Annotated in this window: 27 protein-coding genes, 1 tRNA gene and 1 pseudogene; 18 read left to right on the top strand and 11 right to left on the bottom strand. The window is 66.5% G+C overall.

The window, feature by feature from the left end; genetic code table 11:
* Positions 1–183: 183 nt before the first annotated feature.
* The 4 genes from ACYBYQ_RS18145 to ACYBYQ_RS18130 all read left to right on the top strand — a co-directional run bounded on the left by ACYBYQ_RS18145 (position 184) and on the right by ACYBYQ_RS18130 (position 4,514).
* The gene (locus ACYBYQ_RS18145; protein ID WP_459615817.1) at positions 184–1,167 is read left to right on the top strand and encodes a TRAP transporter substrate-binding protein; all 984 of its coding nucleotides are present in this window, start codon (positions 184–186) and stop codon (positions 1,165–1,167) included.
* A 21-nt stretch (positions 1,168–1,188) separates the two neighbouring features.
* Positions 1,189–1,728 (top strand): TRAP transporter small permease, encoded by a 540-nt coding sequence (locus tag ACYBYQ_RS18140; protein WP_459615816.1) that lies wholly within the window; start codon positions 1,189–1,191, stop codon positions 1,726–1,728.
* 55 nt (positions 1,729–1,783) lie between these two features.
* Positions 1,784–3,043 (top strand): TRAP transporter large permease, encoded by a 1,260-nt coding sequence (locus tag ACYBYQ_RS18135; protein WP_459615815.1) that lies wholly within the window; start codon positions 1,784–1,786, stop codon positions 3,041–3,043.
* Between the two features lie 91 nt (positions 3,044–3,134).
* Positions 3,135–4,514: an aminotransferase-like domain-containing protein gene (locus ACYBYQ_RS18130; RefSeq protein ID WP_459615814.1), complete on the top strand. Its 1,380-nt coding sequence runs from the start codon at positions 3,135–3,137 to the stop codon at positions 4,512–4,514.
* Positions 4,515–4,524: 10 nt separating this feature from the next.
* Here ACYBYQ_RS18130 and thiS read toward each other — a convergent pair whose 3' ends face one another.
* The 3 genes from thiS to trmB are packed head-to-tail and all read right to left on the bottom strand — an operon-like array spanning position 4,525 to position 6,473.
* Entirely contained in the window at positions 4,525–4,725 is a 201-nt protein-coding gene (gene thiS, locus ACYBYQ_RS18125; RefSeq protein WP_459615813.1) for a sulfur carrier protein ThiS, read from the bottom strand.
* Positions 4,726–4,734: 9 nt separating this feature from the next.
* Positions 4,735–5,682 carry a prolyl aminopeptidase gene (gene pip, locus ACYBYQ_RS18120; RefSeq protein ID WP_459615812.1) on the bottom strand — a complete coding sequence of 316 codons (948 nt, stop codon included), beginning with the start codon at positions 5,680–5,682 and terminating at the stop codon, positions 4,735–4,737.
* Positions 5,682–6,473, bottom strand: coding sequence for a tRNA (guanosine(46)-N7)-methyltransferase TrmB (gene trmB, locus ACYBYQ_RS18115; RefSeq protein WP_459615811.1), 792 nt, complete (start codon positions 6,471–6,473; stop codon positions 5,682–5,684). Before trmB ends, pip begins: the two co-directional genes overlap by 1 nt.
* Before the next feature lie 75 nt (positions 6,474–6,548).
* Between trmB and ACYBYQ_RS18110 the strand changes: the two genes are divergently transcribed.
* The 6 genes from ACYBYQ_RS18110 to ACYBYQ_RS18085 all read left to right on the top strand — a co-directional run bounded on the left by ACYBYQ_RS18110 (position 6,549) and on the right by ACYBYQ_RS18085 (position 13,088).
* The gene (locus tag ACYBYQ_RS18110; RefSeq protein WP_459615810.1) at positions 6,549–7,496 is read left to right on the top strand and encodes a LysR substrate-binding domain-containing protein; all 948 of its coding nucleotides are present in this window, start codon (positions 6,549–6,551) and stop codon (positions 7,494–7,496) included.
* 63 nt (positions 7,497–7,559) lie between these two features.
* Positions 7,560–8,753 (top strand): CaiB/BaiF CoA transferase family protein, encoded by a 1,194-nt coding sequence (locus tag ACYBYQ_RS18105; protein ID WP_459615809.1) that lies wholly within the window; start codon positions 7,560–7,562, stop codon positions 8,751–8,753.
* Positions 8,750–9,700, top strand: a complete 951-nt coding sequence (locus ACYBYQ_RS18100; protein WP_459615808.1) for a hydroxymethylglutaryl-CoA lyase — start codon at positions 8,750–8,752, stop codon at positions 9,698–9,700. The genes ACYBYQ_RS18105 and ACYBYQ_RS18100 overlap by 4 nt, the downstream gene beginning before the upstream one ends.
* A gap of 56 nt (positions 9,701–9,756) precedes the next feature.
* On the top strand, positions 9,757–10,749 hold the full coding sequence (locus ACYBYQ_RS18095) for a Bug family tripartite tricarboxylate transporter substrate binding protein (RefSeq protein ID WP_459615807.1): 993 nt from the start codon (positions 9,757–9,759) through the stop codon (positions 10,747–10,749).
* Between the two features lie 100 nt (positions 10,750–10,849).
* Positions 10,850–10,923, top strand: a tRNA-Gly gene (locus tag ACYBYQ_RS18090).
* Between the two features lie 239 nt (positions 10,924–11,162).
* On the top strand, positions 11,163–13,088 hold the full coding sequence (locus ACYBYQ_RS18085) for a tyrosine-type recombinase/integrase (protein WP_062737768.1): 1,926 nt from the start codon (positions 11,163–11,165) through the stop codon (positions 13,086–13,088).
* Positions 13,089–13,115: 27 nt separating this feature from the next.
* On the opposite strand, the gene ACYBYQ_RS18080 is transcribed toward ACYBYQ_RS18085, so the two are convergent.
* Positions 13,116–13,739: a LysR family substrate-binding domain-containing protein gene (locus ACYBYQ_RS18080; protein ID WP_032972513.1), complete on the bottom strand. Its 624-nt coding sequence runs from the start codon at positions 13,737–13,739 to the stop codon at positions 13,116–13,118.
* Between the two features lie 104 nt (positions 13,740–13,843).
* Between ACYBYQ_RS18080 and ACYBYQ_RS18075 the strand changes: the two genes are divergently transcribed.
* The 4 genes from ACYBYQ_RS18075 (at position 13,844) to ACYBYQ_RS18060 (ending at position 16,304) form a co-directional block, all read left to right on the top strand.
* The gene (locus ACYBYQ_RS18075) at positions 13,844–14,143 is read left to right on the top strand and encodes a helix-turn-helix domain-containing protein (protein WP_027350562.1); all 300 of its coding nucleotides are present in this window, start codon (positions 13,844–13,846) and stop codon (positions 14,141–14,143) included.
* A gap of 120 nt (positions 14,144–14,263) precedes the next feature.
* On the top strand, positions 14,264–14,713 hold the full coding sequence (locus tag ACYBYQ_RS18070; RefSeq protein ID WP_032972743.1) for an Rrf2 family transcriptional regulator: 450 nt from the start codon (positions 14,264–14,266) through the stop codon (positions 14,711–14,713).
* Positions 14,710–15,633 (top strand): NAD(P)/FAD-dependent oxidoreductase, encoded by a 924-nt coding sequence (locus ACYBYQ_RS18065; RefSeq protein ID WP_459615806.1) that lies wholly within the window; start codon positions 14,710–14,712, stop codon positions 15,631–15,633. The genes ACYBYQ_RS18070 and ACYBYQ_RS18065 overlap by 4 nt, the downstream gene beginning before the upstream one ends.
* The gene (locus tag ACYBYQ_RS18060; protein WP_459615805.1) at positions 15,630–16,304 is read left to right on the top strand and encodes a class I SAM-dependent methyltransferase; all 675 of its coding nucleotides are present in this window, start codon (positions 15,630–15,632) and stop codon (positions 16,302–16,304) included. Before ACYBYQ_RS18065 ends, ACYBYQ_RS18060 begins: the two co-directional genes overlap by 4 nt.
* Before the next feature lie 65 nt (positions 16,305–16,369).
* Here the strand turns inward: ACYBYQ_RS18060 and mobH are convergent, their stop codons facing one another.
* Positions 16,370–18,166, bottom strand: a complete 1,797-nt coding sequence (gene mobH, locus ACYBYQ_RS18055) for a MobH family relaxase (protein WP_032958330.1) — start codon at positions 18,164–18,166, stop codon at positions 16,370–16,372.
* Between the two features lie 334 nt (positions 18,167–18,500).
* Between mobH and ACYBYQ_RS18050 the strand changes: the two genes are divergently transcribed.
* Genes ACYBYQ_RS18050 through ACYBYQ_RS18035 form a run of 4 tightly spaced genes read left to right on the top strand, consistent with a single transcriptional unit; the run spans position 18,501 to position 19,561 of the window.
* Entirely contained in the window at positions 18,501–18,719 is a 219-nt protein-coding gene (locus tag ACYBYQ_RS18050; protein ID WP_006489017.1) for an AbrB/MazE/SpoVT family DNA-binding domain-containing protein, read from the top strand.
* A complete protein-coding gene (locus ACYBYQ_RS18045; RefSeq protein WP_459615804.1) occupies positions 18,719–19,132 on the top strand; it encodes a putative toxin-antitoxin system toxin component, PIN family in 414 nt (137 codons plus the stop codon). Before ACYBYQ_RS18050 ends, ACYBYQ_RS18045 begins: the two co-directional genes overlap by 1 nt.
* Before the next feature lie 56 nt (positions 19,133–19,188).
* Positions 19,189–19,458, top strand: coding sequence for a DUF3742 family protein (locus ACYBYQ_RS18040; protein WP_459615803.1), 270 nt, complete (start codon positions 19,189–19,191; stop codon positions 19,456–19,458).
* Positions 19,364–19,561, top strand: coding sequence for a DUF3742 family protein (locus ACYBYQ_RS18035; protein WP_459615802.1), 198 nt, complete (start codon positions 19,364–19,366; stop codon positions 19,559–19,561). Before ACYBYQ_RS18040 ends, ACYBYQ_RS18035 begins: the two co-directional genes overlap by 95 nt.
* Positions 19,562–19,575: 14 nt before the next feature.
* On the opposite strand, the gene ACYBYQ_RS18030 is transcribed toward ACYBYQ_RS18035, so the two are convergent.
* The 6 genes and pseudogenes from ACYBYQ_RS18030 to ACYBYQ_RS18005 form a co-directional block, all read right to left on the bottom strand.
* Complete coding sequence (locus ACYBYQ_RS18030) at positions 19,576–21,099, bottom strand: conjugal transfer protein TraG N-terminal domain-containing protein (RefSeq protein WP_459615801.1); 1,524 nt, start codon at positions 21,097–21,099, stop codon at positions 19,576–19,578.
* A 13-nt stretch (positions 21,100–21,112) separates the two neighbouring features.
* Positions 21,113–21,463, bottom strand: a complete 351-nt coding sequence (locus ACYBYQ_RS18025) for a hypothetical protein (RefSeq protein ID WP_287497682.1) — start codon at positions 21,461–21,463, stop codon at positions 21,113–21,115.
* Positions 21,460–22,854: an integrating conjugative element protein gene (locus tag ACYBYQ_RS18020; protein WP_043223424.1), complete on the bottom strand. Its 1,395-nt coding sequence runs from the start codon at positions 22,852–22,854 to the stop codon at positions 21,460–21,462. The genes ACYBYQ_RS18025 and ACYBYQ_RS18020 overlap by 4 nt, the downstream gene beginning before the upstream one ends.
* An 11-nt stretch (positions 22,855–22,865) precedes the next feature.
* The gene (locus ACYBYQ_RS18015; RefSeq protein ID WP_459615800.1) at positions 22,866–23,816 is read right to left on the bottom strand and encodes a TIGR03756 family integrating conjugative element protein; all 951 of its coding nucleotides are present in this window, start codon (positions 23,814–23,816) and stop codon (positions 22,866–22,868) included.
* Positions 23,813–24,250 carry a TIGR03757 family integrating conjugative element protein gene (locus ACYBYQ_RS18010; RefSeq protein ID WP_032958302.1) on the bottom strand — a complete coding sequence of 146 codons (438 nt, stop codon included), beginning with the start codon at positions 24,248–24,250 and terminating at the stop codon, positions 23,813–23,815. The genes ACYBYQ_RS18015 and ACYBYQ_RS18010 overlap by 4 nt, the downstream gene beginning before the upstream one ends.
* Positions 24,251–24,567: 317 nt before the next feature.
* A pseudogene (locus tag ACYBYQ_RS18005) lies at positions 24,568–24,720 on the bottom strand (type I methionyl aminopeptidase); the annotation flags it as partial.
* Positions 24,721–24,739: the final 19 nt, after the last annotated feature.

The following is a 24,739-nucleotide window of genomic DNA, read 5'->3' as shown; positions in this document are numbered from 1 at the left end:
CTGTTGGGTGCCTGCAGTGCCCGATAGCGCAAATTCCCTACGGCTTACCGGCGGCTTCCCCTGGGGAAACCAGGATAGGACAGGCTGAGAATCTATTGGCCTAGTATTTATACCTATACGATGTTCTACCGTAATATGATTTTATGGTGCTGAGGTATCCACGACCAGACAAGGGGTAGTTCCATGTTTCGACGCATTAAGAGCCTTGCAGGAGCGGCGTGCCTGGCGGTGACGGTCAGCACGGCCCACGCGGCAGACGTAGTCATGCGCTTCGCGCACGAAGCGCCGGAGACGGCAATCAAAGGCCGTACGGCCAATAAGTTCGCGGAGTTGGTGAGCCAGTACACGGACGGCACCGTCAAGGTACAGGTGTACCCCGGCGGCCAGTTGGTCCCGACCATGGAGGAAATCCGTGCCGTGGGCCGGGGCCAGATCGACATCGCAGCGCCGTACAGCAGCTACTTCTCGAGTATCGACCGCATGTGGGACGTGCTCTACCAGCCGTTGCTCTTCAAGAACCCGCAGCATGCGATCGACGTCTTCGCCGGCCCCATCGGCAGGGAGCTGCTGGACGGGCTCTCCTCCCGCGGCATGACGGGCCTGGGCATCTGGCACGATGGCCCGGTGTACCTTTTTGCAAAGGGCGATCCTTTGCGGACGCCTGAAGCGCTTGCCGGCCGTAAGGTCCGCATGGCGCCCTCCCGGCCGCTCGAGGCAATGATGGACACATTGCGTGCCACGTCGGTAGGGATTCCCGCCACAGAGGTCTATCTGGCATTGCAGCAGGGCGTGGCCGATGCGGTACTCACGACGCCCACCTTTGCCGGGCCGGCAAAGTGGAATGAGGTGCTTACATCGGGCAGCAAGATGATGTTCGGCGTGGGCGGCTATGCCCTTGTCGTGAACAGCAAGAGCCTGGCCAAGCTCGACGACAAGCAGCGGGCGGGATTTCTGAAGGCCGCTGAAGAGGCGAGTGCCTGGAATCGCGAGCAGACTGCGGGCAACATCGCTCACTGGGAAAAGTTCCTGGCGGACAACGGGCTGCAGTGGTTCACGCCCAGCCCCGACGAGCTGGCCCAGTGGCAGAAGGCGGCCGACGCTGCAGAGGCCGTGCAGAGCGAAGAGGCCAAGGCGATGATCAAGCGCATCCGGCAGCAGGCCGATTGAGTCCGGTCGACAGGAGGCATCATGAGTCGAATTCTGCACAGGGCCGTGGCCGTCACGGAGTGGATAGAAGACATGAGCGGCGGCTTCCTCCTGCTCGCGTCCGCGGGGCTGGTGTTCTTGCAGATCGTGCTGCGTATGCTGGGCCTGAGTTTCAGCGGCCTGTATGAGGTCGCCGCGTTCTGCGTCATCTGGAGCGTGTTTCTGACGGCGGGCGTAGGCATCCAGCGCAATATCCACGTTCGCGTAGACGTGCTGCTCATGGTGTGTCCGCCGGTCGCTGCCTACGTGCTGCGGCTGGCGGGCGGCTTGTTGATCGTAGCTGCATGCGCGATGCTCTGTTATTCGGGCTACCTGTTGGTGGAGGAGAGCATCACGTTCGGCGACCGCACGCTCGGTGCTGTCAGCATCCCGATGTGGATCCCACAGCTCATCATGCCGCTGGGAGGGGCCCTGATGCTCGTGCACGCCATTGCTCACCTCATTGAGATCTTCCGCGCCGGGCCGCAGCCGGATGCCGCGCCGGCGGAGTCGGAACTCTCGCCCAATACCGTCAATCTGTGACGGGCCCTTCCGGGTGCCATGCCGGCTGCCCGAACGCACGAATGAGAGTCTTCCCATGTTTTCCACTTTTGGTCTTCTTGGCGCCGGGCTGCTGATCGGCGCTCCCGTGGCATTCACGCTGGCGCTGTCGGGCCTGGCGTACATGCTCGCTGCGGGGGAGTATCCCAGCACATTCGCGTCTTACTTGTTCGGCGCCTTGAACTCCACCACGCTGCTTTCGATCCCGTTCTTCATACTTTCGGCCGAGATCCTCAACCGCAGCGGCGCCACCGCCAAGCTGGTGTACATGGTCGACGCCTGGATGGGCCACAATCGCGGCGGCCTGCCCGTGGTGGCCGTCCTGGCCACCATCTTCTTCTCGACGATATGCGGCTCTTCCACGGCCACGGCAGCAGCCGTTGGATCGGTGATGATTCCCGAGATGCTCAAGCGCGGCTACAACCGCTCGTATTCCGTGGGGCTGATCGCCACTGCCGGAGGGCTGGGCATTGTGCTCCCGCCGTCTATCCCGCTGATCATCTACGGCATGGTCACGGATACCTCGATCAGCGGGTTGTTCAAGGCTGCGATCCTGCCGGGGCTCGCCCTCTCGGCGATGCTGGTGGTGTTCGCCTACGTCTGTGGCGTGCGCTCCGGCGTCGAACCGTCGCCCAAGCAGCCGCTGGCACTGCGCTTGCAGCGCACCCGCGAGGCCGGCGGCGTGCTGCTGCTGCCGGTGATCATCCTGGGTGGCATCTACTCGGGGTATTTCACGCCCACCGAGGCCTCGGCCGTTGCCTGCGTGTACGCGCTCCTGATGGCGGCATTCGTATACCGCACGCCGCTGAAACAGTTGCCCTCCATGTTGACGCTGTCCGCGTCTACCGCCGGGATGATCATGCTGATCATCGCCGGGGCGAGCCTGTTCAGTTACGCACTGACTGCCGAGCGCCTGCCGCACGGGATATTCGAGTCGATCTCGGCGCTCAACCTGGAAGGCTGGCAGTTGATGACGGCGCTCATGTTCTTCTTCCTGGTGCTGGGCATGTTCCTCGAGGTGATCTCGGTGATTCTGATCACCATGCCCATTTTGATTCCGCTGTTGAATGCATCCCAGGTCGACCTGACGCACTTCGCCATCGTGCTGATCCTGAATATGGAATTGGCCGTGATCACCCCGCCGATCGGCCTGAACCTGTTCGTGATCAGCGCCATCAGCAAGGTGCCGGTGATGGCGGTATTTAAGGGTACACTCCCGTTCGTCGGCGCGGTCCTAATAGTATTATTGGGCTTGATGTACTTGCCTGGGGCTTTGTGGCTGACGACGGGTTGGTAGCGAGGAGCCTCTGATGACAATGACAGGTCCACGGCGGGGGCGCAGAGCCGAGCCGGCCAAGCCAGCCGGACACGAACCGGCCGCGCCGCTCATGGCTGACTGGTCGCCGCGCCTGGACACGCGCGGCGGTACGAAGTATGCAGCGGTCGTCGCCGCGATCGAGCAGGGTGTGGCGGACGGCGCCCTGCTGCCCGGTACCCGCCTGCCTCCCCAGCGCGATATCGCCAATTACCTCAACGTCACCATCGCTACGGTCACCAAGGCGATCAATATCGCGATGCGCAAGGGCCTCGTCACCGCACGCGCGGGCAGCGGCACCTTCATTGCCGCGCGCCCCGTGCTGGACGGGGGAAAGGGCGCCGCGCCCGGTGCGCTTGATCTGTCGTTGAATGCACCGCCAGTGTCCGTCGCGGCCTCGCTCTTGCAAGAGAATCTCAAGGACGTGGCCAATGCGGTCGATGCCGCGGGCGGCTTCGACTATGAACCCGTACCGGGCAGCCTGCAGCATCGTGCCGCGGGTAGCGCCTGGTTCGCGCGTCGCGGGTATGAGGTCGATCCCGCTCAGATATTGATCACGCAGGGCGCGCACGAAGGGCTGGTGGTGTCGCTGCTGGCGCTCACGCAGCCCGGCGATACCGTGCTGTGCGAGAAGCTCAACTACACCGGTCTGCGCCGCATCGGCGATCTGCTGCGCATCAAGCTGGTCGGCGTGGATGTGGACGGGCACGGTATGGACGCCGATATCCTGCCCGGGCTCATCTCGAGGCATCAGGCGAAGGCCATCGTCTGTACGCCTGCCACGCACAATCCTACGTCCGTCACGATGTCGCCGCAGCGCCGCATGGGGCTGGTCAGCGCCGCGCGGGCCGCCGGTGTGCCGATCATCGAGGATGACATCTACGGGCTGTTCCTCGGCAACGATCCTGCCCCGCTTGCCACTTTGTGGCCTGAAGGGGTGATCGCGGTCACCAGCCTGTCGAAGACCATCGCGCCGGGCCTGCGCCTGGGCTATGTGGCCGCTCCCGCCGAACTTGTTTCGCGCGTACGGGATGCCATCCTGATGCTGGCCTGGACGGAGCCGTTGCTGCAGGCTGCGTTTGCTACGCGGCTCATCATGTCGGGCCGGGCGGAGCAGTGCGTGGCATTGCACCGCAACGAGGCCCAGCGGCGCGTACGGTTGGCCCGCGATATCCTCGGGCAGTCCATGCAGACCTCCGTGGACGCGTGCACGTACCACATCTGGGTGTCTACCGGCGCCATGCGCGCGGACGACATGGCCGCGCAGCTATATCGGGAAGGAGTGCAGGTGTCGCCCGCCTCGCACTTCGTCATCGGCGACTTGCCGGCCCCTTACGCCATGCGGCTCAGCCTGGGCCGCGCCGCCAGCGCACGGGCACTCGAGGAGCCGCTACGGCTAATCGCGGACCGGTTGTCTCTGAGCCATCCCGTGGCGGTAGGCTCCATCGTTTGAGGCGAGGCGCTCAGCCGCCCCCCACCGCCACCACGATCTCCAGCATGTCGCCGTCGGCCAGCGCGGTGTCGGTGTGGCGGCTCTTGGGCACGATCTCGCCGTTGCGTTCCACGGCCACGCGCTTGCCGGCGTAGCCCAGCGTCTCGAGCAGGCCGGTCACGGTGAGGCTTGCCGGCAGTTCCCGCGGTTCGCCATTCAGGATGATGTTCATGCAGATTCCTCAGGGCTGGGCGGCATAGGCATCGGTGGCCTCGATGAGCCGGGCCAGGATGCCGGGCTCGTCGAAGGCATGGCCGGCATCGGGCACCAGGTGGAAGCGTGCCTGGGGCCAGGCCCGGTGCAGTTCCCATGCGGTGCGCGCCGGCGTGCAGACGTCGTAGCGGCCCTGCACGATGGTGCCGGGAATGCCATGCAGCTTGTGGGCGTCGCGCAGCAGCTGGCCGTCGGTTTCCATGAAGCCGCCGTGCACGAAATAGTGGTTCTCGATGCGCGCGAAGGCCAGCGCCGCGCGGTCGGCCGCGTGGCTCTGCTGGTGGCGCGGGCTGGGCAGCAGGGTGATGGTGTTGTCTTCCCAGCGGCTCCATGCCTTGGCCGCGCGCAGCTGCTCTTCCGGGTCGTCGCCGGTGAGGCGCTTGCGGTAGGCGGCGATCATGTCGCCGCGCTCGGCTTCCGGAATGGGCGCCACGTAGTCTTCCCAGTGGTCGGGGAACAGCCACGACGCGCCTTCCTGGTAGAACCATTGCAGCTCCGCGCGGCGCAGGCCGAAGATGCCGCGCACCACCAGTTCGCTGGTGTGTCCGGGATGCGTCTGGGCATAGGCCAGGGCCAGGGTGGAGCCCCAGGAGCCGCCGAACACCAGCCACCGCTCGGCGCCCAGGACTTCGGTGCGCAGCCGCTCCATGTCGGCCACCAGGTGCCAGGTGGTGTTGTTGTCCAGGCTGGCGTGCGGCGTCGAACGGCCGCAGCCGCGCTGGTCGAACAGCAGCACGTTGTAGCGGCTCGGATCGAACAGCTGCCGGTGCACCGGCGAGCAGCCGCTGCCCGGGCCGCCATGGAGGAACACGGCCGGCTTGCCGGCGGGATTGCCGCACAGCTCCCAGTAGACCTGGTGGCCGTCGCCGGTATCCAGCATGCCCTGGCGGTAGGGTTCTATCGGGGGATACAGCATCAGGCGGCTCGCTTGAAGATCAGGTCCCATACGCCGTGGCCCAGGCGCAGGCCGCGCGTCTCGAATTTGGTCTGCGGGCGGTAGTCCGGCCGCGGCGCATAGCCTTGCGCCGTATTGCGCAGCAGCGGCTCGGCGCTCAGCACCTCCAGCATCTGCACGGCATAGTCTTCCCAGTCGGTGGCGCAGTGCAGGTAGCCCTCCGGAGCGATGCGGCTGGCCAGCAGCGCCACGAAGGCGGGCTGGATCAGGCGGCGCTTGTGGTGCCGCTTCTTGGGCCAGGGATCGGGGAAATAGATGTGCACGCCGGCCAGGGAGCCCGGGGTGATCATGTCGCGCACCACTTCGACCGCGTCGTGCTGGATGATGCGCACATTGGGCAGCGCGGAATCCTCGATGCGGCGCAGCATGGCGCCGACGCCGGCATTGAAGACCTCCACGCCCAGGAAGTTGTCGCCGGGCCGGGCCAGGGCGATCTTCTCGGTGGTTTCGCCCATGCCGAAGCCGATTTCCAGCACCACGGGCGCGGCGCGGCCGAAAGCCGCGGCTGTGTCCAGCGGCCTGGGCGCGTAGGGAATGGACCATTTGTCCATCAGGCGCTCCAGCGCCTCGCGCTGGCCCTGGGTGATGTGGCCGCGGCGGTGCACGAAGCTGCGGATGTGCGTGGCGCCGGGGCTGGCCGGCGCATGGCCGGCCTGGGCCAGGGCGGCAGCGGTTTGCGGGGATGCCGCGGGCAGACCCTCCGCGGCGGAGGGCGGCGTCCCGGCGGGACGGTCGGGGGTGTTCGTATTCATGGGGGAATTGTAATTGGGCCCAGTCCGGGTTCCGGCATGGCGCCGGCCGCCGCCGGCTGGGTTAGCATCGGCTCCATGAATCCGGCCCGTTTCGATCTCACCACGCTGGCGCTGTTCGTGGCGGTGGCGCGCCACGGCAGCATCTCCGCCGGCGCGCGCCAGTCGCACCTGGCGGTGGGCGCGGCCAGCAAGCGCATCTCCGACCTGGAGGCCGCGCTCGGCACGCCGCTGCTGTTTCGCAACGCCAGCGGCGTGGCACTCACCGACGCCGGCCAGGCCTGCCTGGCACACGCGCAGCGCGTGCTGCAGGACCTGGAACAGATGGCGGGCGCCCTGTCGGATTTCGCGCAGGGCGTGCGCGGCCAGGTGCGCATTGCCGCCAATACCTCGTCCATCACCCAGTTCCTGCCCGAAGACCTGGCCGGTTTCATGGCCGCGCATCCCGCCGTGCGCATCGACCTGGAAGAGCAGAACAGCGCCGACATCGTGGCCGCGCTGCTGGAGAATCGCGCCGACGTGGGCATCATCGCCGACCGCACGCCGGCGCAGGGCCTGCAGACCCTGGCCTATCGCACCGACGAGCTCGTGCTGGTGACGCCGGCCGGGCACGCCCTGGGCGGCCGGCGCCGCGTGGCCTTCGCCGACACGCTGGACTACGACTACGTGGGCCTCCCGCCCGCCACGTCGCTTGCCACGCGCCTGGCCGAGGCCAGCGCGCGGCTCGCACAGCCCATGCGGCTGCGCATCCAGGTGCGCAGCTTCGACGCCATCTGCCGCATGGTGGCCGCCACCCGCGCCATCGGCGTGCTGCCCCGCGTGGCCGCCGAGCCGCACGCCCGGTCCATGGGCCTGCGGCTGATCCCGCTTGCCGACGACTGGGCGCGCCGCGGGCTGCTGCTGGCGGTGCGCGACCTGGACGTGCTCACTGCCGCCGCCCGCCTGCTGGTTTCGCACCTGCGGCAGCAGGCAGGTGTAGAGGAGGCGGGGCTTTCACCGGACGCGAAACCCCTCTTGCCGGATTAACCATTCCCAGCGCGGCCGCGTTTGCGCACACTGCCGGCTCGAACGAGCAAAGCCGGAGGAGACATGGCAGCGCAGATACTGGCCGGCATACGCGTGCTGGAACTGGGGCAATTGATCGCGGGGCCCTTCGCGGCCAAGACCCTGGCCGACTTCGGCGCCGAGGTCATCAAGATCGAGCCGCCCGGGCAGGGCGATCCCCTGCGCAAATGGCGCCTGCTGCACGAGGGCACGTCCGTGTGGTGGGAAGCCCAGTCGCGCAGCAAGCAGTCCGTGTGCGTGGACCTGCGCCAGCCCGAGGGCCAGGATCTGGTGCGCCGCCTGGCCGCGCAGGCCGACGTGCTCATCGAGAACTTCCGCCCCGGCACCCTCGAGAAATGGGGCCTGTCGTGGGAGACGCTGCACGCCCTCAATCCGCGCCTGATCATGCTGCGCATCTCCGGCTACGGCCAGACCGGGCCGCGTGCAGGCGAGCCGGGCTTCGCCGCCATCGGCGAGGCCATGGCCGGGCTGCGCTACCTCAACGGCGAGCCGGGCCGGGCGCCCGTGCGCGCGGGGCTCTCGCTGGGCGACACCATCGCCGGGCTGCACGGCGCGCTGGGCGTGATGCTGGCCTTGTACCAGCGCGACGCCCGCGGCGGCGAAGGCCAGGTCATCGACACCGCCCTCTACGAAAGCGTCTTCAACCTGAGCGAGAGCCTGCTGCCCGAATACTCGGTGTTCGGCGTGGTGCGCGAGCCGGCCGGCGCCTCGCTGCCCGGCATTGCCCCGTCCAACGCCTATCCCTGCCGCGACGGCTTCGTGCTCATCGCCGGCAATGGCGACGCCATCTACACCCGCCTGATGGCCCGCATCGGCCGCGACGATCTCGGCCAGGATCCCGACCTGGCCCACAACGACGGGCGCGCGCGCCGCGCCGACGAGATCGACGCCGCCATCGGCGCCTGGACCGCCGTGCGCAGCATCGACGAAGTGCTCGAGGCCATGCGCGAGGCGCACGTGCCTGCCGGCCGCATCTATTCCGTGGCCGACATCGCTCAGGATCCGCACTACCGCTCGCGCCAGGCCATCGTGCAGGTCGAGTCGGCGCGCGGCGTGCCGGTGGAAATGCCTGCCGTGTTCCCGCTGCTCTCGGCCAACCCCGGCGCGGTCGCGCGCCGCGCGCCCACCCTGGGTGAACATACTGACGCCGTGCTCGAGGCCGCCGGCCTGGACGCCGCACAGCGGGCCGAGCTGCGCGCCCGGGGAGTCATCGCATGAAGGCCGGACCCGCCCGCATCGAGATCAACGAAGTCGGCCCGCGCGACGGGCTGCAGATCGAACAGGCCATGGTGCCCACCGACGCCAAGGTCGCTTTCGTCGACGCCTTGTCCGATTGCGGCTTCGCGCGCATCGAGGTCACCAGCTTCACTTCGCCCAAGGCCATTCCGGCCCTGGCCGACGCGCAGGACGTCATGCGCCGCATCCGGCGCCGGCCGGGCGTGATCTACACCGCGCTCGTGCCGAACGTGCGCGGACTCGAGCGCGCGCTGGAGTGCGGCACCGACGAACTCAACCTGGTGATGTCCTGCAGCGAAACGCACAACCGCGCCAACCTGCGCATGACGCGCGCGCAGTCGCTGGCCGAACTCACGGTCATCCTGCGCGCCGCGGGGCCGTCCAACAAGCCCTGCAACGTGTCGCTCTCCACGGCCTTCGGCTGCCCCTTCGACGGCGACGTCCCGCCCGACGAGGTGCTGCATCTGGCACATGCCATGGCCGACGCCGGCGCCACCGGCATCACGCTGTGCGACACCACCGGCATGGCCTATCCCACCCAGGTGGCGGCCCTGTGCGAGCGCGTGCAGCGCGAACTGCCCGGCATCGCCGTCACCCTGCACCTGCACAATACCCGCGGCATGGCCCTGGCCAACGCCATCGCAGGCTGGCAGGCAGGCATCGTGCGCTACGACGCCGCGGCCGGCGGCCTGGGCGGCTGCCCCTATGCCCCCGGCGCCAGCGGCAACGTCAATACCGAAGAGCTCGTGCACATGTTCGACTGCATGGGCGTGCGCACCGGCGTAGACCTGGCCGCGCTCATGGACATCGTGCGGACCCTGCCCGGGCTCGTGCAGCGCCCGCTGTCCAATCCGCTCATCGCCGCCGGCCCGCGGCTGGCAACCCATCCCGCACCCGACTGGCTGGCCGAACGCTTCGGCGCAGCCTGAAACCCCGCGCGTGCCCAGCGCGCGCGCCATTCTTCATAAGAACCAAGGAGACTTCCATGCCCGTACGCTTCCTCTCCCGGCCGCTGCGCCTATTCCTGGCCGCCGCCGGCGCCCTCTGCCTGGCGGCAGGCCCCGCTGCCGCGCAGGACGGCTTCCCCAGCCGGCCCATCACGCTCATCGTGTCGGCCGCCGCCGGCGGCACCACCGACATCGCCGCGCGCCTCATCGCCCAACCCCTGGGCGAGGCGCTGGGCCAGAGCGTCGTCGTGGAGAACCGGCCCGGCGCCTCGGGCGGCATCGCCGCGCAGGCCGTGGCCCGCGCCCAGCCCGATGGCTACACCCTGCTGCTGCAGTATTCCGGCTACCAGGTCATCACGCCCAACGTCATGTCCAACCTGGGCTGGGACCCCATCAAGGATTTCGCGCCGGTCGCCAACGTGCTGTCCGCCCCGCAGGTCGTGGTGGTGCGCGCGGACCTGCCCATCAAGTCTCTGAAGGAACTCGTCGGCTACGCCAAGGCCAATCCCGGCAAGCTCAACTATGCCTCCTCCGGGAACGGCTCGCTGCAGCAGGTGGCCACCGAACTGCTCAACCAGATGGCCGGCATCCAGACCACCCACATCCCCTACAAGGGCACCGGCCCTGCGCTCAACGACCTGCTGGGCGGCGCCGTCGACATGACCATCACCACGCCGCCGCCGCTGCTGGGCCACATCGCCGCCGGCAAGCTGCGCGCCCTGGCCATCACCGGCGACCAGCGCCTGGGCTCGCTGCCCGACGTGCCCACCGCCGCCGAGGCGGGCTACCCCGATCTCCTCGTCTCGTCCTGGTTCGCCATGTATGCCCCGGCCGGCACGCCCCAGCCCGTGGTCGACAAGATCGCCGGCGAGATCGAGAAAATCATGAAGACCGACGCCTTCCGCCAGAAGGCTGCCGAGCAGGGCGCCGAAGCGCGCTTCATGGGCCCCAGGGAACTGGGCGACTACACCCGTGAAGAGCTGGCGCGCTGGGCCAAGGTGGTGAAGGCAGCCGACATCAAGGCGAACTGATCCGGCCGCTGCGTGGGCGGGCCGGGCTGGGCATATTCCCGCCCGCCTCGCGCTATAATCGTTTCCTCTGCCGCGCCACGGCGCGCGGCACGACACCGACGCGGGTGTAGTTCAATGGTAGAACGGCGGCTTCCCAAGCCTCAAGCGTGGGTTCGATTCCCATCACCCGCTCCACTTCAACTTTCCATGGTGTTCCAGGGACGTCCATGGAGTGTTGCAAGTCATTGTCACGGTTCGATTTTTTAAGAATCTTCGATCCAGTGACGTCCAGCGAAATCCACTGACAGCCGGTCAAAACCGGTACATTAGGTGGTACATCGCAATGCGGAGCTTCCCTGTTCCGCATTGTTGCTGGGGGAGCCGGGGCCCGATGGGAAACATGGCACTCAACTCGCTTTCAAGGAGTTGGGATCATGCTTTCGGACCTCACGGTTCGCCAGGCCAAGGCGACCGGCAAACCGTACACCCTGGCCGACACAGACGGCCTTTCCCTCTTTGTTTCAGCCACCGGTGCAAAGGCGTGGCACTTCCGCTTCTCGTGGGGCGGCAAGCGCGACCGCATGTCCTTCGGCACGTATCCAGCGCTCTCGCTGAAGGACGCCCGTGCGCTTCGCGATGAAGCCCGCTCGCTGCTCGCCAAGGGCGTCAATCCGCACAGCGAACGCAAGCGCAGGCGGCACGCGATCGTCCTGGCCGGCGAGCACACCTTCATGGCCGTCTACGAGCAATGGCTGGCCCATCGCCGGCTCTCGCTGGAGGAAGGACGGCAGACCAGCCTTGAACAGATCGGGCGCGTCTTCAAGAAAGACGTGTTCCCCTCGCTGCGGCACCTGACCATCTACGAGATCACCCGCGCACACCTGCTGGACATCATCGGCAAGGTGGAAAAGCGCGGCTCGCTGTCGGTGGCCGAGAAGCTGAGGACCTGGTTCACCCAGTTGTTCACCTACGCCACGGTGGCGATTCCCAACATGGGCGATAACCCGTCCAGGGACCTGGAAGTGGTCGCACTGCCATTGCCGCCGGTCGAACACAACCCGTTCCTGCGCATGCACGAGCTGCCAGTCATGCTGCAGACACTGCGCAAGTACCGCGGGCGCCTGAACACGCAGTTGGGCTTGCGGCTGTTGATGCTCACCGGTGTGCGCACTGGCGAGTTGCGCTTCGCCACGCCCGATCAGTTCGACCTCGACCGGGGCCTGTGGATCATCCCGGTGGCCAGGCTCAAGCAGCGCAAGCTGCTCACCAGGAAGAAGCGCAAGCGTCTCATCGACATCCCGCCCTACATCGTGCCGCTGTCGGTGCAGGCGCAGGAGATCGTTCGCCACCTGCTCGACAACTTCAAGCCGGCCCAGGTCTACCTGATCCCGGGCGACTGGTGCCTCAAGCATCCCGTCAGCGAGAACACGTTTAACGGGGCGCTCAAGCGCATGGGCTACGAGGACCAGCTGACCGGCCACGGCATCCGTGCCACGATCTCGACGGCACTGAACGAACTCGGGTACCCGAAGAAATGGGTGGACGCCCAGCTCTCGCATGCCGACCCGGACAGGATCAGCGCGACCTACAACCATGCCGAATACGTCGAGCAGCGCCGCGTCATGATGCAGGACTGGGCCGATCGCCTGGACCTGTTCGAGCAGAACCAGGTCGAGGTTGCCAGCCGGCATCTGACCATCACGCTCCAGGGCCTGCCGACCATCGCCGGCCAGGCGGCCGCGCAGCCGCCGGTGGTCGACCTCTCCGCGCCGCAACTGATCGTGACCGCGCCGGCGCCCGGCCAACCCGAAGCGCCGGCATCGGTGCAGCGGCTGTCGGCCGTGCGCATGCCCGAGTACGCACGGCCGCGCCTGTCGGAGGTGCAGCGCGAACGCCAGCAAGTGCTGGAGACCTTCGAGGCGCCGCACAACCTCTCAGTGGCGGACTACGCCAGGCTCGCGGGCAAGTCGCGCCGCTGGATCACCTACGAGATCCAGGCCGGCAACCTGCTGTCGATCCACATGGGGCATCGCGGGCAGCGAGTGCCAGACTGGCAGCTCGATCCGCTCAAGCGCAGGCTGGTCCAGTCCGTGCTGAAGCAACTGCCACGGGGCATCGACACCTGGGACATCTACCACGCACTCCTGCGCTCGTACGAGGCGCTCGGGACACGGCCGGCCATCGAAGCCGTCAACCCAACGAACCTGCACCTTGCCGCGCGGCTGGTGGCCGCACAGTGCACGCAGGCGAGCGAGCCAGTCGTGACGACCGAGTTCCCTGAGCCGGTCCGGCAAAGCGTGCAGCGGCTGGTGCGCGAAGCCGTCGCTGCCGATGCCGCCGAAGCGACGGCCGGAGATTGATCAAGCCAGGGTCGCGCCGAGGTTCGGTCAGGCGCTTGCCTGGAGCGCTTGGAAAAACGGCTCCAGGTGGGTGCTGTCCGTACTACGACGGCTCAGGAAGTACGTGGTGAGCGTCAGCGCGCCCTCTTGCAAGGGACGCTGGACAACGCCAAGGGAACGATGACCCTCGATGCGGGCGGCGGGTGCGAGGCAGACGCCGTAGCCGGCGGCCACCAAGGTCATCATCAACCCGAACGATGTGGCCGTCGTGACGGCCGAGGGAACGACGCCGGCCGCCGTCAGCAGTGAGTCGATCTGCCCGCAGTAGCCCACACAGCCGCGCCCATCCAGGGCGATCCAAGGGTGGTCGGCCGCCTGCTCCAGGGACACTGACGCGAAGGCCAGCAAGGGGTGATGGGCCGACACGGCCAATGCCAGCGTGTCGCGCCAGACGGGGCGCACATCGATGCCTTCCGGTGCTGCGGGCGACTGGCAGAGGCCTGCCTCGAAGGCCCCCGCGAGCAGTCCTCGATGCAGATCCACCAGGCGTTCTTCATGAAGGCGAATGGGGTGGTCCGGATGGCGCCGGCGATGTTCCGCCATCGGCACCGACAACCGGGGATAGGCCAGGCAGTCCGACAGGGCAATGTTCAAGGGATCGGGAGCGATCATCGTGTCACCTGCACAACGCCGACACTGGGAAAAACCGGGCGCGACCGGTCGATGAGATAAGTTTAACGTGGTTTAGATTCGCTTTGCGCGTGACGCTTCTGTTGATGCAGAAGCGATCGGTGCAACGCGGGAGACCCGCAGGGACAAGAACCTATGAAAGCGAGCCAGCGCGCGCTTTCGGCGTTGCCGTGCGCGAGGCCCGGTCCGCGCAGGGGCTGGCGCAGGAGGTGCTCGCGGAACAGGCGGGCATCGCCCGGTCGCACATGGGCAAGATCGAGCGCGGCGAGCACATGCCCACGCTGGTGTTGATCCTGCGGATCGCGAAGGGGCTGGGGTGCTCGGCCGCGACGCTGATGGCCGCGACCGAGGCGCAACTGTCCGAGGAAGAGAGCGGCACCGAATAGCCATGCCGTCATGGCGGTGAGGTGTCAACAACGTTCTTGTACGTCAAGGCTGTGACTTGCCAGGTGTTCATTGCCACCTCGCATTTGACACGCGGCCTTTTTCGTAACATCATTTGTTTCATGAAAAGAGACAGCCGCCTCTCGTCTGTCCTGCATGCGCTGCTGCACATGGCCGAGCAGGATGGACCCGTTACCTCGGAAACCTTGGCGCTGTGCCTGGGAACCAACCCGGTCGTCGTTCGACGCACGATGGGATACCTGCGGCAAGCGGGAATCGTCACCTCCGAACGAGGCCACGCAGGAGGATGGCGTATCCACGCCGACCTTGGCAGCGTCACCCTGCGTCAGTTGCACGAAGCCCTGGGAGAGCCGGCGACGTTTGCCATCGGCAACCGCAACGAGACACCGGAGTGTCTGGTCGAGCAGACGGTCAATGCGGCACTCGAAGGCACGTTTGCCGAAGCCGAGGCGCTGCTGCTCACGCGGTTTTCGGAAATCACCCTTGCCGATCTGGCCTCTGACTTCGCACGCCGGCATGCGGCCTTACGACACTCAAGGAATAAATCATGAATCACGACGTGATCGTCGTCGGCGGAAGCTACTCAGGCATGGCCGCGACCCTGCAACTGGTGCGCGCACGCAGGTCAGTGCTGGTGATCGATGCGGGCCAGCGGCGCAACCGCTTCGCCAGCCATTCACACGGATTTCTCGGCCAGGATGGTGTGCCGCCAGGTGAAATCGCTGCAAACGCACGCCGCCAGCTCGAGGCCTATCCAACGCTGACCTGGCTTGAAGGTCGGGTGGAAGCGGTCGCCGGGCAGGCGGACGAATTCACCGTCACGACGGCCGATGGCGAGTCGCACCTGGGGCGACGCATTCTATTGGCGACGGGGGTGACCGACCAGCTTCCAGCCATCGACGGACTCGCGCAACGCTGGGGGAAGACGGTTTTTCACTGCCCGTACTGCCATGGCTATGAACTTGGACAGGGACGCATCGGCATCGTCGGTGCCAGCCCGATGTCCATCCATCAGGCTGAACTGCTCACGGATTGGGGGGATGTCACCTTGCTCGTCAACGGTGCATTGGAACTCAACGAGGAAATCAGGTCCACTTTGGAACGCCGAGGCGTGGTCATCGACGAGGCCCGCATCGACAGGATCGAGGGACATGCCGACGTGACGATGGTGGATGGGAGGCGACTGAGCTTTGCGGGCATGTTTGTTGTAACGCGAACCGCCCCCTCCAGCCCTTTGGCCGAGACAATCGGTTGTGCACTGGAAGAAACGCCCATGGGCATCCAGATCCGCACGGATGCCGAGAGCAAGACCTCGGTGCCTGGGGTCTTTGCCTGCGGCGACGCGGCACGGTTTCCTCATTCGGTGTCGCTGGCCGTGGGCAACGGGGCCATGACGGGATTTCACATTCACCGATCACTGCTTTGGCCCGAGACGATCGAGCCAGCGCAAGCGGAAAGCCGCGCTCTATGACGTCGTTCTCCGACCCGGCGGCTGTATCGGGCTATGCGGAAAGAACCGCGAGGATCGTGCCGGGCCTGTGCGACCTGCACCGGATGGCGGGCGTGCTGCTGGCCGAACGCGCACCGGCCGACGCGCGCATCCTGGTGCTCGGCGCCGGCGGCGGGCTGGAACTGAAGGCCCTCGCTGAAATGCAGCCCGGCTGGCAGTTCGACGGCGTCGATCCTTCCGCAGAGATGCTCGAACTCGCCCGCACGATCCTGGGCCCGATGGCGCCTCACGTGCGCTTGCACGAGGGCTATATCGACAGCGCCCCCAAGGGGCCCTTCGATGGCGCGACCTGCCTGCTGACATTGCATTTCCTGCCTCCAGCCGAGCGCCTGAAGACGCTGCAGCAGATGCACCTGCGACTCAAGCCCGGTGCGCCCCTTGTCGTCGCGCATCACAGCTTTCCCGGCGAAGATCCCGGTCGGGACAGATGGCTCTCGCGCAATACGGTGTTCGCGGCTATTTCCGGCGTACCCGTGCGTCAAGCCGAAGGCAGCATCGCGGCGATCAAGGAACGGCTGCCCGTGCTTTCGCCCGTGCAGGATGTCGATCTGCTCCGCGAGGCTGGATTCACGGACATCGACCTTTTCTATTGCGCGTTCACCTTCAAGGGTTGGGTCGCCCATCGAGCATGAGGGGGTATCGACGATGCAAGACATAGGGTCGGCAGGTGCGCTGCCCGTGTGTGGCGAGGAGACTCCTAGCCGCGCGCCAGGGACAGGTAGGGGTTGTCCGGCGGGACTTCCGCGAACAATGCCGAAGGCGCCGCCAACAGATAGCCGTGCAACCGCCGCGACTTGCGCGGTCCTGTGACATCGCAGGTCCAGATGTTCAGGCCGCTGTCCTGTTTGCGGTGCAGCCCCAGCTTCTCGAAGCGCTTCTGCACCCATTGCCAGTCGTGCAGATCGTCCTGTCGGGCCAGCGCCTGGATCTCCGGATGTTCCTGCACGTAGCGCTGGAAGACGCCGGGGCTGACCAGGTACGCCGTGCCATCGACGGTATGCACCAGTGCCTTCGCATCGTTGATGATGAGCTTGCGCGACTCGATGCCTTGCCTGAGCCAGGCGATGAAGGCTTCCCCGGACGGCGTGGCCTTCGCGGGAGCCGGCATCGTGGCAGGACCGGTCAGCGCCGAATGGGTCACTGTCACAGTTGCTCCGGCGGATGGTGACGGCGGTTCCGCGCCGGCGGACGATGCACCGGCGGTGGCTGCGCCGGATGCATCGAGCATCGACAGCAGATCGGAGACCGGGTCCGCGAGCCCGGCCGGGGAATCCGCCACCCCAGGGGGCGGTGAGGTGGCCGGGATGCCGTCGGAGCCCGGCGCTGCCTCATCGCCAGGGAGGGGCTCTTCCGTCGTGACCGTGCCGGCGAACGGTGCGGGACGCTCGCCCGACTCCCAGATCAAGGCCGGCGACAGGCGCAGGAAGGTAAAGCTGTGCGACCAGCCGGTGCCGCTCGTGACGGTCGCCCGCCAGATCGCCTTCCCATCCGGGGCGGGCTGCACGATGCCATGGTCCTGGAGCACCGAGAAGACGGCGGTGTTGTTCGATGGGATGCCTTCGATGCCCTGCGACAGGAGATGCGCGCGCAGTTTGTCGCTGACCGTCTTGCTGACGAGCCAGAGTGCGTCCTGGGTCAGCCATCCATCCGACGGGCCGCCGGGCTGGTTCAGCTTGAACTCCTCGCGCAGCAGGTAGCGCAGGCCATCCAGCAGCTTGCGCTGCAGCGCATGCTTCGGCGCCGCCATGGCCCTGGCCGGATCACCGCCGAGCGCCAGGGCCACCGATGCCTGGTCGGCCTTGACGACCAGCTCGCCCAGCGTGCCGGCATGCTCGTACTGGCCCGCCAGGACGTAGAGCAGCGCCGACCATAGATCGTGGTAGTCGCTCAGCCAGTCGAGGATGCCGGCATCGAGCACACGGGTGTAGAGCAGCCCAGTGGCGGCGCCATGCAGCCGGTACTCGCGATCCGTCCGGTAACGAAAGCGGTACGGCTGCCGCAGCGGCCCGTGCCAGGGGTGCCAGACCAGGCCATCGGCCTGCTCGACGTGCAGGTCGACCGCGATCTTGCCAATGTCGTGCAGCAGCGCGGCGTAGGCGGTACCGGCGGTCCAGGCCTCGGCTTGCGCGGCCTGGGCCTCGGGCGAGGCGCCGGCCGGGAGCAAGTGGGACTGCCTCAGTTTGAGCGCGTAGGCCACGATCTCCAGGCCGTGGTCCAGCATGCCGCCCGGCCAGGCATGGTGATGCGCCTCCGAGGCCGGGAACTGCTGGACCAGCTCGGCGTAGCGCTCCAGTGGCGCCAGGTACAGCGAGCGGAACTGCCGACGCGACAGCGAGGTGCGCTGCCAGATGTGTTCCAGCAATCGCTGCCGGCGCGGCTCCGCCAGCAGCGATGTGGCCGACTGCGGCCGGGTCAACCCTTTGGCAGGCTCGACGGGAGGCGGCGCCGCGGCGTTGGCCAGCGGCACCCGTTTGCGCTGGAACAGCGAAAGCATGGCGACATCCTGGTGATGGGCTGGCCGGAGGAGCCTTTTGGCCTTTTCGGGTAGGGCCTTTCCCGTTGAGGCCATTCCCTTGCCCCTTCCCCAGCCCTTTGGCCTTCGACAAGCCCTTTGGTATAGGGGCAGTTGGCTTCGTGTGCCGCAATCAATGCGGAGCCCATGCGCTCCAGGATCGGGGATCGGAACAGGCGCTGTGTTTTCACCGGATCAGGCCGCTTCAACCGGCGCTGAAAGCACGGCAGGTCCTGAAATCCATGCGCCCGAAGGCATGCTTGTCGGGAATGAAGTAAGGAAGTAAGATTTCCTTTGAAACTTACGGAGGCTTCCCATGCTTGCCAAGCTCACTTCGAAAAACCAGATCACGCTGCCCAAGGCGGCCGTGTCCGGCGTGGATGCGGCGGAGTACTTCGACGTGACCGTCGAAGGCGGTCGGATCGTCCTGACCCCCGTGCGGGTCCAGAAGGCCCAGGCCGTGCGCGAGAAGCTGGAGCAACTCGGGATCACCGAGCAGGACGTCGAGGATGCCGTGGCCTGGGCGCGGCGCTGATGCGCAGGGTCGTGCTCGACACCAACATCGTGCTGTCGGCGCTGGTCTTCAATGCAGGACGCCTGGCCTGGATACGCCATGCCTGGCAGCAACAGCAGTTGCAGCCGCTGGTCTGCCGGGAGACGGCCAGTGAACTGCTGCGCGTTTTGGCCTATCCCAAGTTCAAGCTGTCGAACTTGGAACAGCAGGAGTTGCTGGCGGACTTCCTGCCCTACGCCGATGTGGTGGAACTGCCAGCGCCATGGCCAGACCTGCCGGTCTGCCGCGACGAGAAGGACCAGGTGTTCCTGGTGCTCGCGCATGTCGGCAAGGCGGATGCATTGATCACGGGCGATGCGGACATTCTCGCCATGCGAGAGGACTTTCCCGGCCTGATCATGACCGCCGAAGCATTCGCGGCGCGGCAGGCATGAAGGAAACCGGCACGGCCTTGCCCAACGACCGTGGAACGACCATGAGGTAGCCAACCATGAAGCACACCGCAGGCATGACCACCGCAGCGCGACTCGGCCGCTGGCTGGGCAGCGTATGGCGCGGTTGGCTGCGCGCGGAGCGTCGGGTGCATCGATGGCTGATGGCGCAAGGACTGCCGGCGGGCGGTGTAGCGGTGCTGATCTTGGGGGGTCAAGCTGGCGACCCTTGGGGTGTTGCTGTACATCGCGGTCTGGGCGGCGCTGTTGCCGGTCGCTCTCGTCGTGGCAGCCAGGATGGCGGAGCAAGCGCCGCAAGGCGACGATGATTTCCTCGGACGCAAGGCCGAAGAGCTGGATCATCGTGAAAGCCTTGCCTACGACCCCATCAACTACAGCGATGACCCAGATCCACGATTCGAAGACGATTGAACCGGCGGTTGGAGCTATTTCTGCTTGGCCGCACCGATCATCAAGCCGCCGCCCCTGCCACCGGCTTGTCCGGCATCCCGCGTGCCAGTACTCAATCCTTGAAGCACGTTGCCTGCACGGATACCAGCCCAGGCCAATGCCGCCACCCAGAACGTGGGCAAGATCAAGAACATCGTGGCCATCACGAAGTTCAACAGCATGTCTCCGAAGGTGTTGTTGAGGCCCACCAGCGGATCGAAGTTCGTGTGCGGCCGGTTCCAGCCCCACCCCCAGCCGTAGAGCGCATCCAGGATCGTCGAGTCGATCCAGCGGGCGAGCTGAAACCAGAATTCGGTGAAGAACAGCGCGAACTGCACCACGCTCACCGTGACCATGGTCTTGAGGTCATAGGTGCCGATTAGCAGCACCAGCGGGATGCAGATGACCAGCGCCATCTTGAGCAGGGACAGCACCATCGGCAGCGCCTGCCGCACCACGTCCATCGCCGGGAAATAGCCCAGTGATCCGACGGTCAGCCCCACGTCGCTGACGGCACGAGTGACGATGTTGGGCAGCGTCATGTCGATCTGGCCACCGTAGTCCGTGTAGACCGCCCCCTGGTTGAGCTTCTGCTGGCGAGGGCTTGCGATAGCGCGGATCACCGAGTCGTTGACCTCGGCCTGGCTCAGGAAGCCTGCCCAGCCCGCCAATCGCGTCAGCAGGTTGGGATCGACCTGGGCCAGCAGTCGTGCCCGCAGGCCATGGCCGCCGTCGGACCACCACTGCCGGCAGGTCGGGTAGCCGCCCCCGCCGGGCACCTGGGCCAGCCCAGCGTCGCGCGTGGCGTCGAACGGCCAAGCATCGCGCGGTGTCCTGGAGCGGTAGCTGTCGTAGAAGCCGGCGGTGCCGACGAAGTAGCTGGAGCCGATCCAGGTGACGTCGTGCATCTGCTCCTCGCTCAGGCTGGGCCGGGTCATGAACAGCTTGGCGCGGGCGGGGCCATAGCAGTCGCGGGTAAAGTCGCTGACCTCCTGGGCCAGCACCGGATCGTCGATGCGGGTCGCGTCGATGTCCATGCGGATCTGCCGCAGGTCGGTGCCGCAGGGAATGGCCGCGACCGAGGCGCCGGTGATAGCGCGCGAGATCGCGTGCATGGCGAACCACCACACCGGCACCTTCGCCGACTGGTTGTTGATCGTGCTGAACGATTGCGACCAGCCGGTATCGGTCGGCTCCGGGACGCTTACCTGACATTGGGTCGAACGCGACCGGTCGTAGCGGATGGTGTTGAGATCGACGTCGATGAAGGGGATGCCCGCGAACATGATCACCACGATGGCGACGAAGACGCGGTTCTCGATGCGAGCCGAGGACAGCACGCCCTTGTTGCCTTCGTCCGCGCCTTCCGCGCGGGCCTTCAACCATTCCTGGATGACGATCGCCAGGAACGGGACGGCGAACATGCCGCTGGCGACCAGCACCGACCAGATGCCGTTGTGGACTACCCAGGACACCAGTGTCAGGTAGTACTCCAGGTAGTCGGTGGTGAACAGCGTCATGGCGAACCTCGCGCTACCGTGCCTGCATCAGCAGGCTGGCTTCCAGCGCGATCACGGCGACGATGGCCGCAACCTCCGCGCGCAGCAGTCGCTGCCCGGCAGCGCGCTCCGGTTCCCGCGTGCGCAGGCGACGGCGCATCCAGAGCCAACCCCAGGCAGTGATGGCGTAGAGCAACAACCGCCAGACCAGGAAGGCCCCGGATTGCGCCGCCATCCAGCGCTGCCAGCCCTCGATGCTGCCCGCGATGCGGATGCCGACCACATTGACGGCGATCGCGGCGATCAGCAGCGACACCGCCCACACCAGTACCCGGATGGCACGCCGGCTGGACAGCCAGCGCGGGCACCGCCCTGCGGCACTCATGGATGGCTTCCGCCGGACGGCGGCCGCTGCAATTCATCGACCCGATTGCGTACCGGGTCGCCCTCGTAGATGCCACGCGCACCGGCGGCGCGGGTGCTGTGGCGCTGGATGATCGCCATCGGCGAGTTGCTGGCCAGTTCGCGGCGCAGCTCCAGCTCTGCCTTCAGGTTGTGAATCTCGCGATCGAGGATGTCGCTTTCGTGGGTGACGGCCTTCTGGGCCAGTTCGTTGGCGGCCACGTTGGGCTCCTTGCGCCCGGTCAGCAGCGTGCGTTGCAGCAGCAGCGCCTTCTCCAGCACGCTGGCCAGCGCAACCTCCGAGGCCAGGCGCCGAGCCAGGATGTCCTGGTCCGTCTCGTCGCGCAGCGCCTCGATCACGCCACGGGTGATGGGCAGCGACGCGCTACCCGCAGCCTGCAGGTTCTGCGCCGTGGTTGGACGGCTGCCGGCGACCAACTCCTGCAGGGCCTGCAGCTTGTCCTCGTATTCCTCCTGGATCAGCGGGGTCAGGCCAACGCCCGGCGTGGTGACGGTCTTGGTGCATGCATCGCAGGTGCGCTGTTCCTGCTCGCCCAGCACGCGAACGGCCCAGGCCGCGGCGGCATCGGGCGAACTCCAGGTCTGGCAGGCCATGTTGCCGCCGCAACTGGCTTGCGGAATCGAACTGGCATCGCCGACGCCACGGCCATTGAGCAGGTTGTAGCCGGCGCGGGTCACGTCGCCGACCACGCGCACCGGACGTTGGCCCGCGCCGCCGGCGTTGTCTCCGCCGACCCACGGTACGCCATTGTTGCCACGGTTCGCCTCGGCGTCGTCGATGGCCGAGACCGCATCGGTGCTCGCGACGGCCTGCTTCAGCGCCATGCCTTCGGCGAGTTGGCCCCAGCCGAGCTGCCCACCCGCCATGTCGGCCATGCGGTTGGCGATGGCACGGCAGGTCAGCTTGCTGCGATCGAAATCCAGCCTGGCTTGCAGCACCCCATTGGTCAGCAGGTTATACAGCCCTGGATCGGCGCGCTGGATGATCAGCGCGGGCAGCGACGCCACGGCAGCGGTGGCGTTCTGGATCACCGAGGACATGATGGCCTGGAAGCCGTTGGTGATGCCGTTCAACTGGTTCTGCAGCGTGGTGGTGATGCTCATGTCGCCACAGATCAGGTTGCTGTTCCAGCCGACGCCAACACCGATGGAGTGCATGTTGGCCGCACCGCTCATGGATACCGCGCGGCCGCCCCCAATGCTGTAGAGCACGTCGTCGCCGATCACGCTGCCCTGATGCTGGACGCCGTACTCGTTGACGCTGGTCTGCGCCCCGGCGCCGGAGCAGCACATTGCTGCAACGGCCAATGCGACGCAAAGAAATCGACGGGCGCTCGGCGGTGGAGTCGTCATGGCATCGGGCCTCACAGGAAATCGACGCTGCCGAGGAACACCTGGCCGCGGCGCTGGCAGCAGCTATAGGGACGCCACAATGCCCAGGCGTAGTCGCCTTGCCGGGCCTGCACCTTGGCATTGCCGTGGGGGAATACCGCGCAACTGCTGGACAGCGTGGGGGTCAGCTCCTGCCACTTGCCCGTGGCGGCATCGGTTTCCATCAGGGCGCCGGCCGGCCAGTAGCCATCGCGCGAACTGGCGAGCAGCGGTTGGTAGACGTGGATCTGGTTGCGGCGCGTCACGATGTCACCCGCGCGCTGGGCGACCACGGCTGCGGCCTTGTGGTCATCCACCTGGTGCAGGAAGCCGCCACGCGGATAGACGTTGCCCCAGAGATTCATGGCCGTGCGCGTGCCGATCTCGCGCCGGCCGGGAATCAGTGCTTCCGGATACAGCGCCTCGGGGATGTTGTAGCGCCATGCCAGCGTGTCGAGCGTGCTCAGCAGATAGGGCATGAAGGCGGTGCCGGCGCCCTCGCAGGTGTAGCCGGAGGCGCTGGCGAACTGGCTGAACACATAGCCACCCGGATGGCCGATGACGTCGGCGTTCTTGAACTTCGCCAGGTTGTTCTCGTGATCCTCGTTGGTGGTGCCGTCGCCGCCGGCCTTCGCGGTCGGGTTCGGCAGGCTCATCGCCCGCACCTCGACCCAAGGGTTCTCGCCGGTGTTCGAGTAGCTCGACACCACTGCATCCGGGATGTAGTGGCGCACCTTGACCGAGGTGCGTACGGTGCATCCCGTCCAGGTGCAATAGAGCCAATAGCAGATGCCGGTGACGCGGTATTCCAGGCAATCCGGCGACAGGGTGAAGGCCACGATGGTGGCGGTGTTCAGTGCAAAGGACGATGCGGAACACCCCAGCAGCAGCGCAGCGATGGCCAACCGCTGGCGCCGGGATGGCGCGAACGGACGCCTCGTCATGGCTGCGTTCTCCGGTATTGGTCGATGCGGGCTACCGCACGGGCCACGTCCGTCTCGCCATAGACCACGTATCGGCGATCCACCACGATGGCGGGAATCTTGGTGACGCCAAGGCTCCAGGCATCGGCAATACCCTGGTAGGCGGTGCCGATCCTTCGCTGCAGGTCTGTACCGCCCAATTTCAGGCGTTGCTGGACGATGGCGCTGGCGCGCTCAGGATCGGTGGGCAGGTTGTCGGCCAGCTCCGCTTCGAGCACCGCGGCCGCGTCCAGGATGAGGTGTCGGTCAGCCTGGCCAAGGACCGGATGATGCGAGTCGGTAACGACCCAGACTTCCGAAGCGGCGGCGCGAGTGGCCAACGCCAGAATGGCGATGGCCGTAGCAATCCATGCTGGGCGAGCGCGAGCGGCATGAGGAACAGCGCAAGAGTCCATGGGACAACACCGGAGGGAAGCCAATCCGGTGGCAGTCGAACCGAAACCAGTCCTCGACGCGACAAACAAAGCGGAGACCACCTCGCCCCGTTTTCACCATCCTTGTCTGCCCCGACTCGCTGATCCGGACCTACGCGCGTGCCATGAGCTGACTGTGTGCAGTGGATGGGTATGGGCCGATCCGGCCCCGTGGCCCAAGCTGTTCACATCGGACGCCGATGTGGCTTGATTGCTGGCCGAGATTGATATCGGCGATGACAACGGCCACGTATCTGGTTGTTGCGACTTGAGCCTAGACGATGTCCCCAGTCCTACTGGATGTCCTCGGCGGAAGGAATGCCGCGGCAGACCACGTGGTCGCGGGAGGCGTTGAGCGCATAGACGTACCCGTACTGCCCTTTGCTGGCCGGGAACGCTTTGAGCTCGTGGGCGATGAGGCCAACGATCAGATCGTTGACCTGCATTGTGGACTAGTTGTGATCTCTCAGT

Source organism: Bordetella sp. 2513F2 (assembly GCF_054642735.1).
This window is presented reverse-complemented; position numbering and strand designations above follow the sequence as displayed.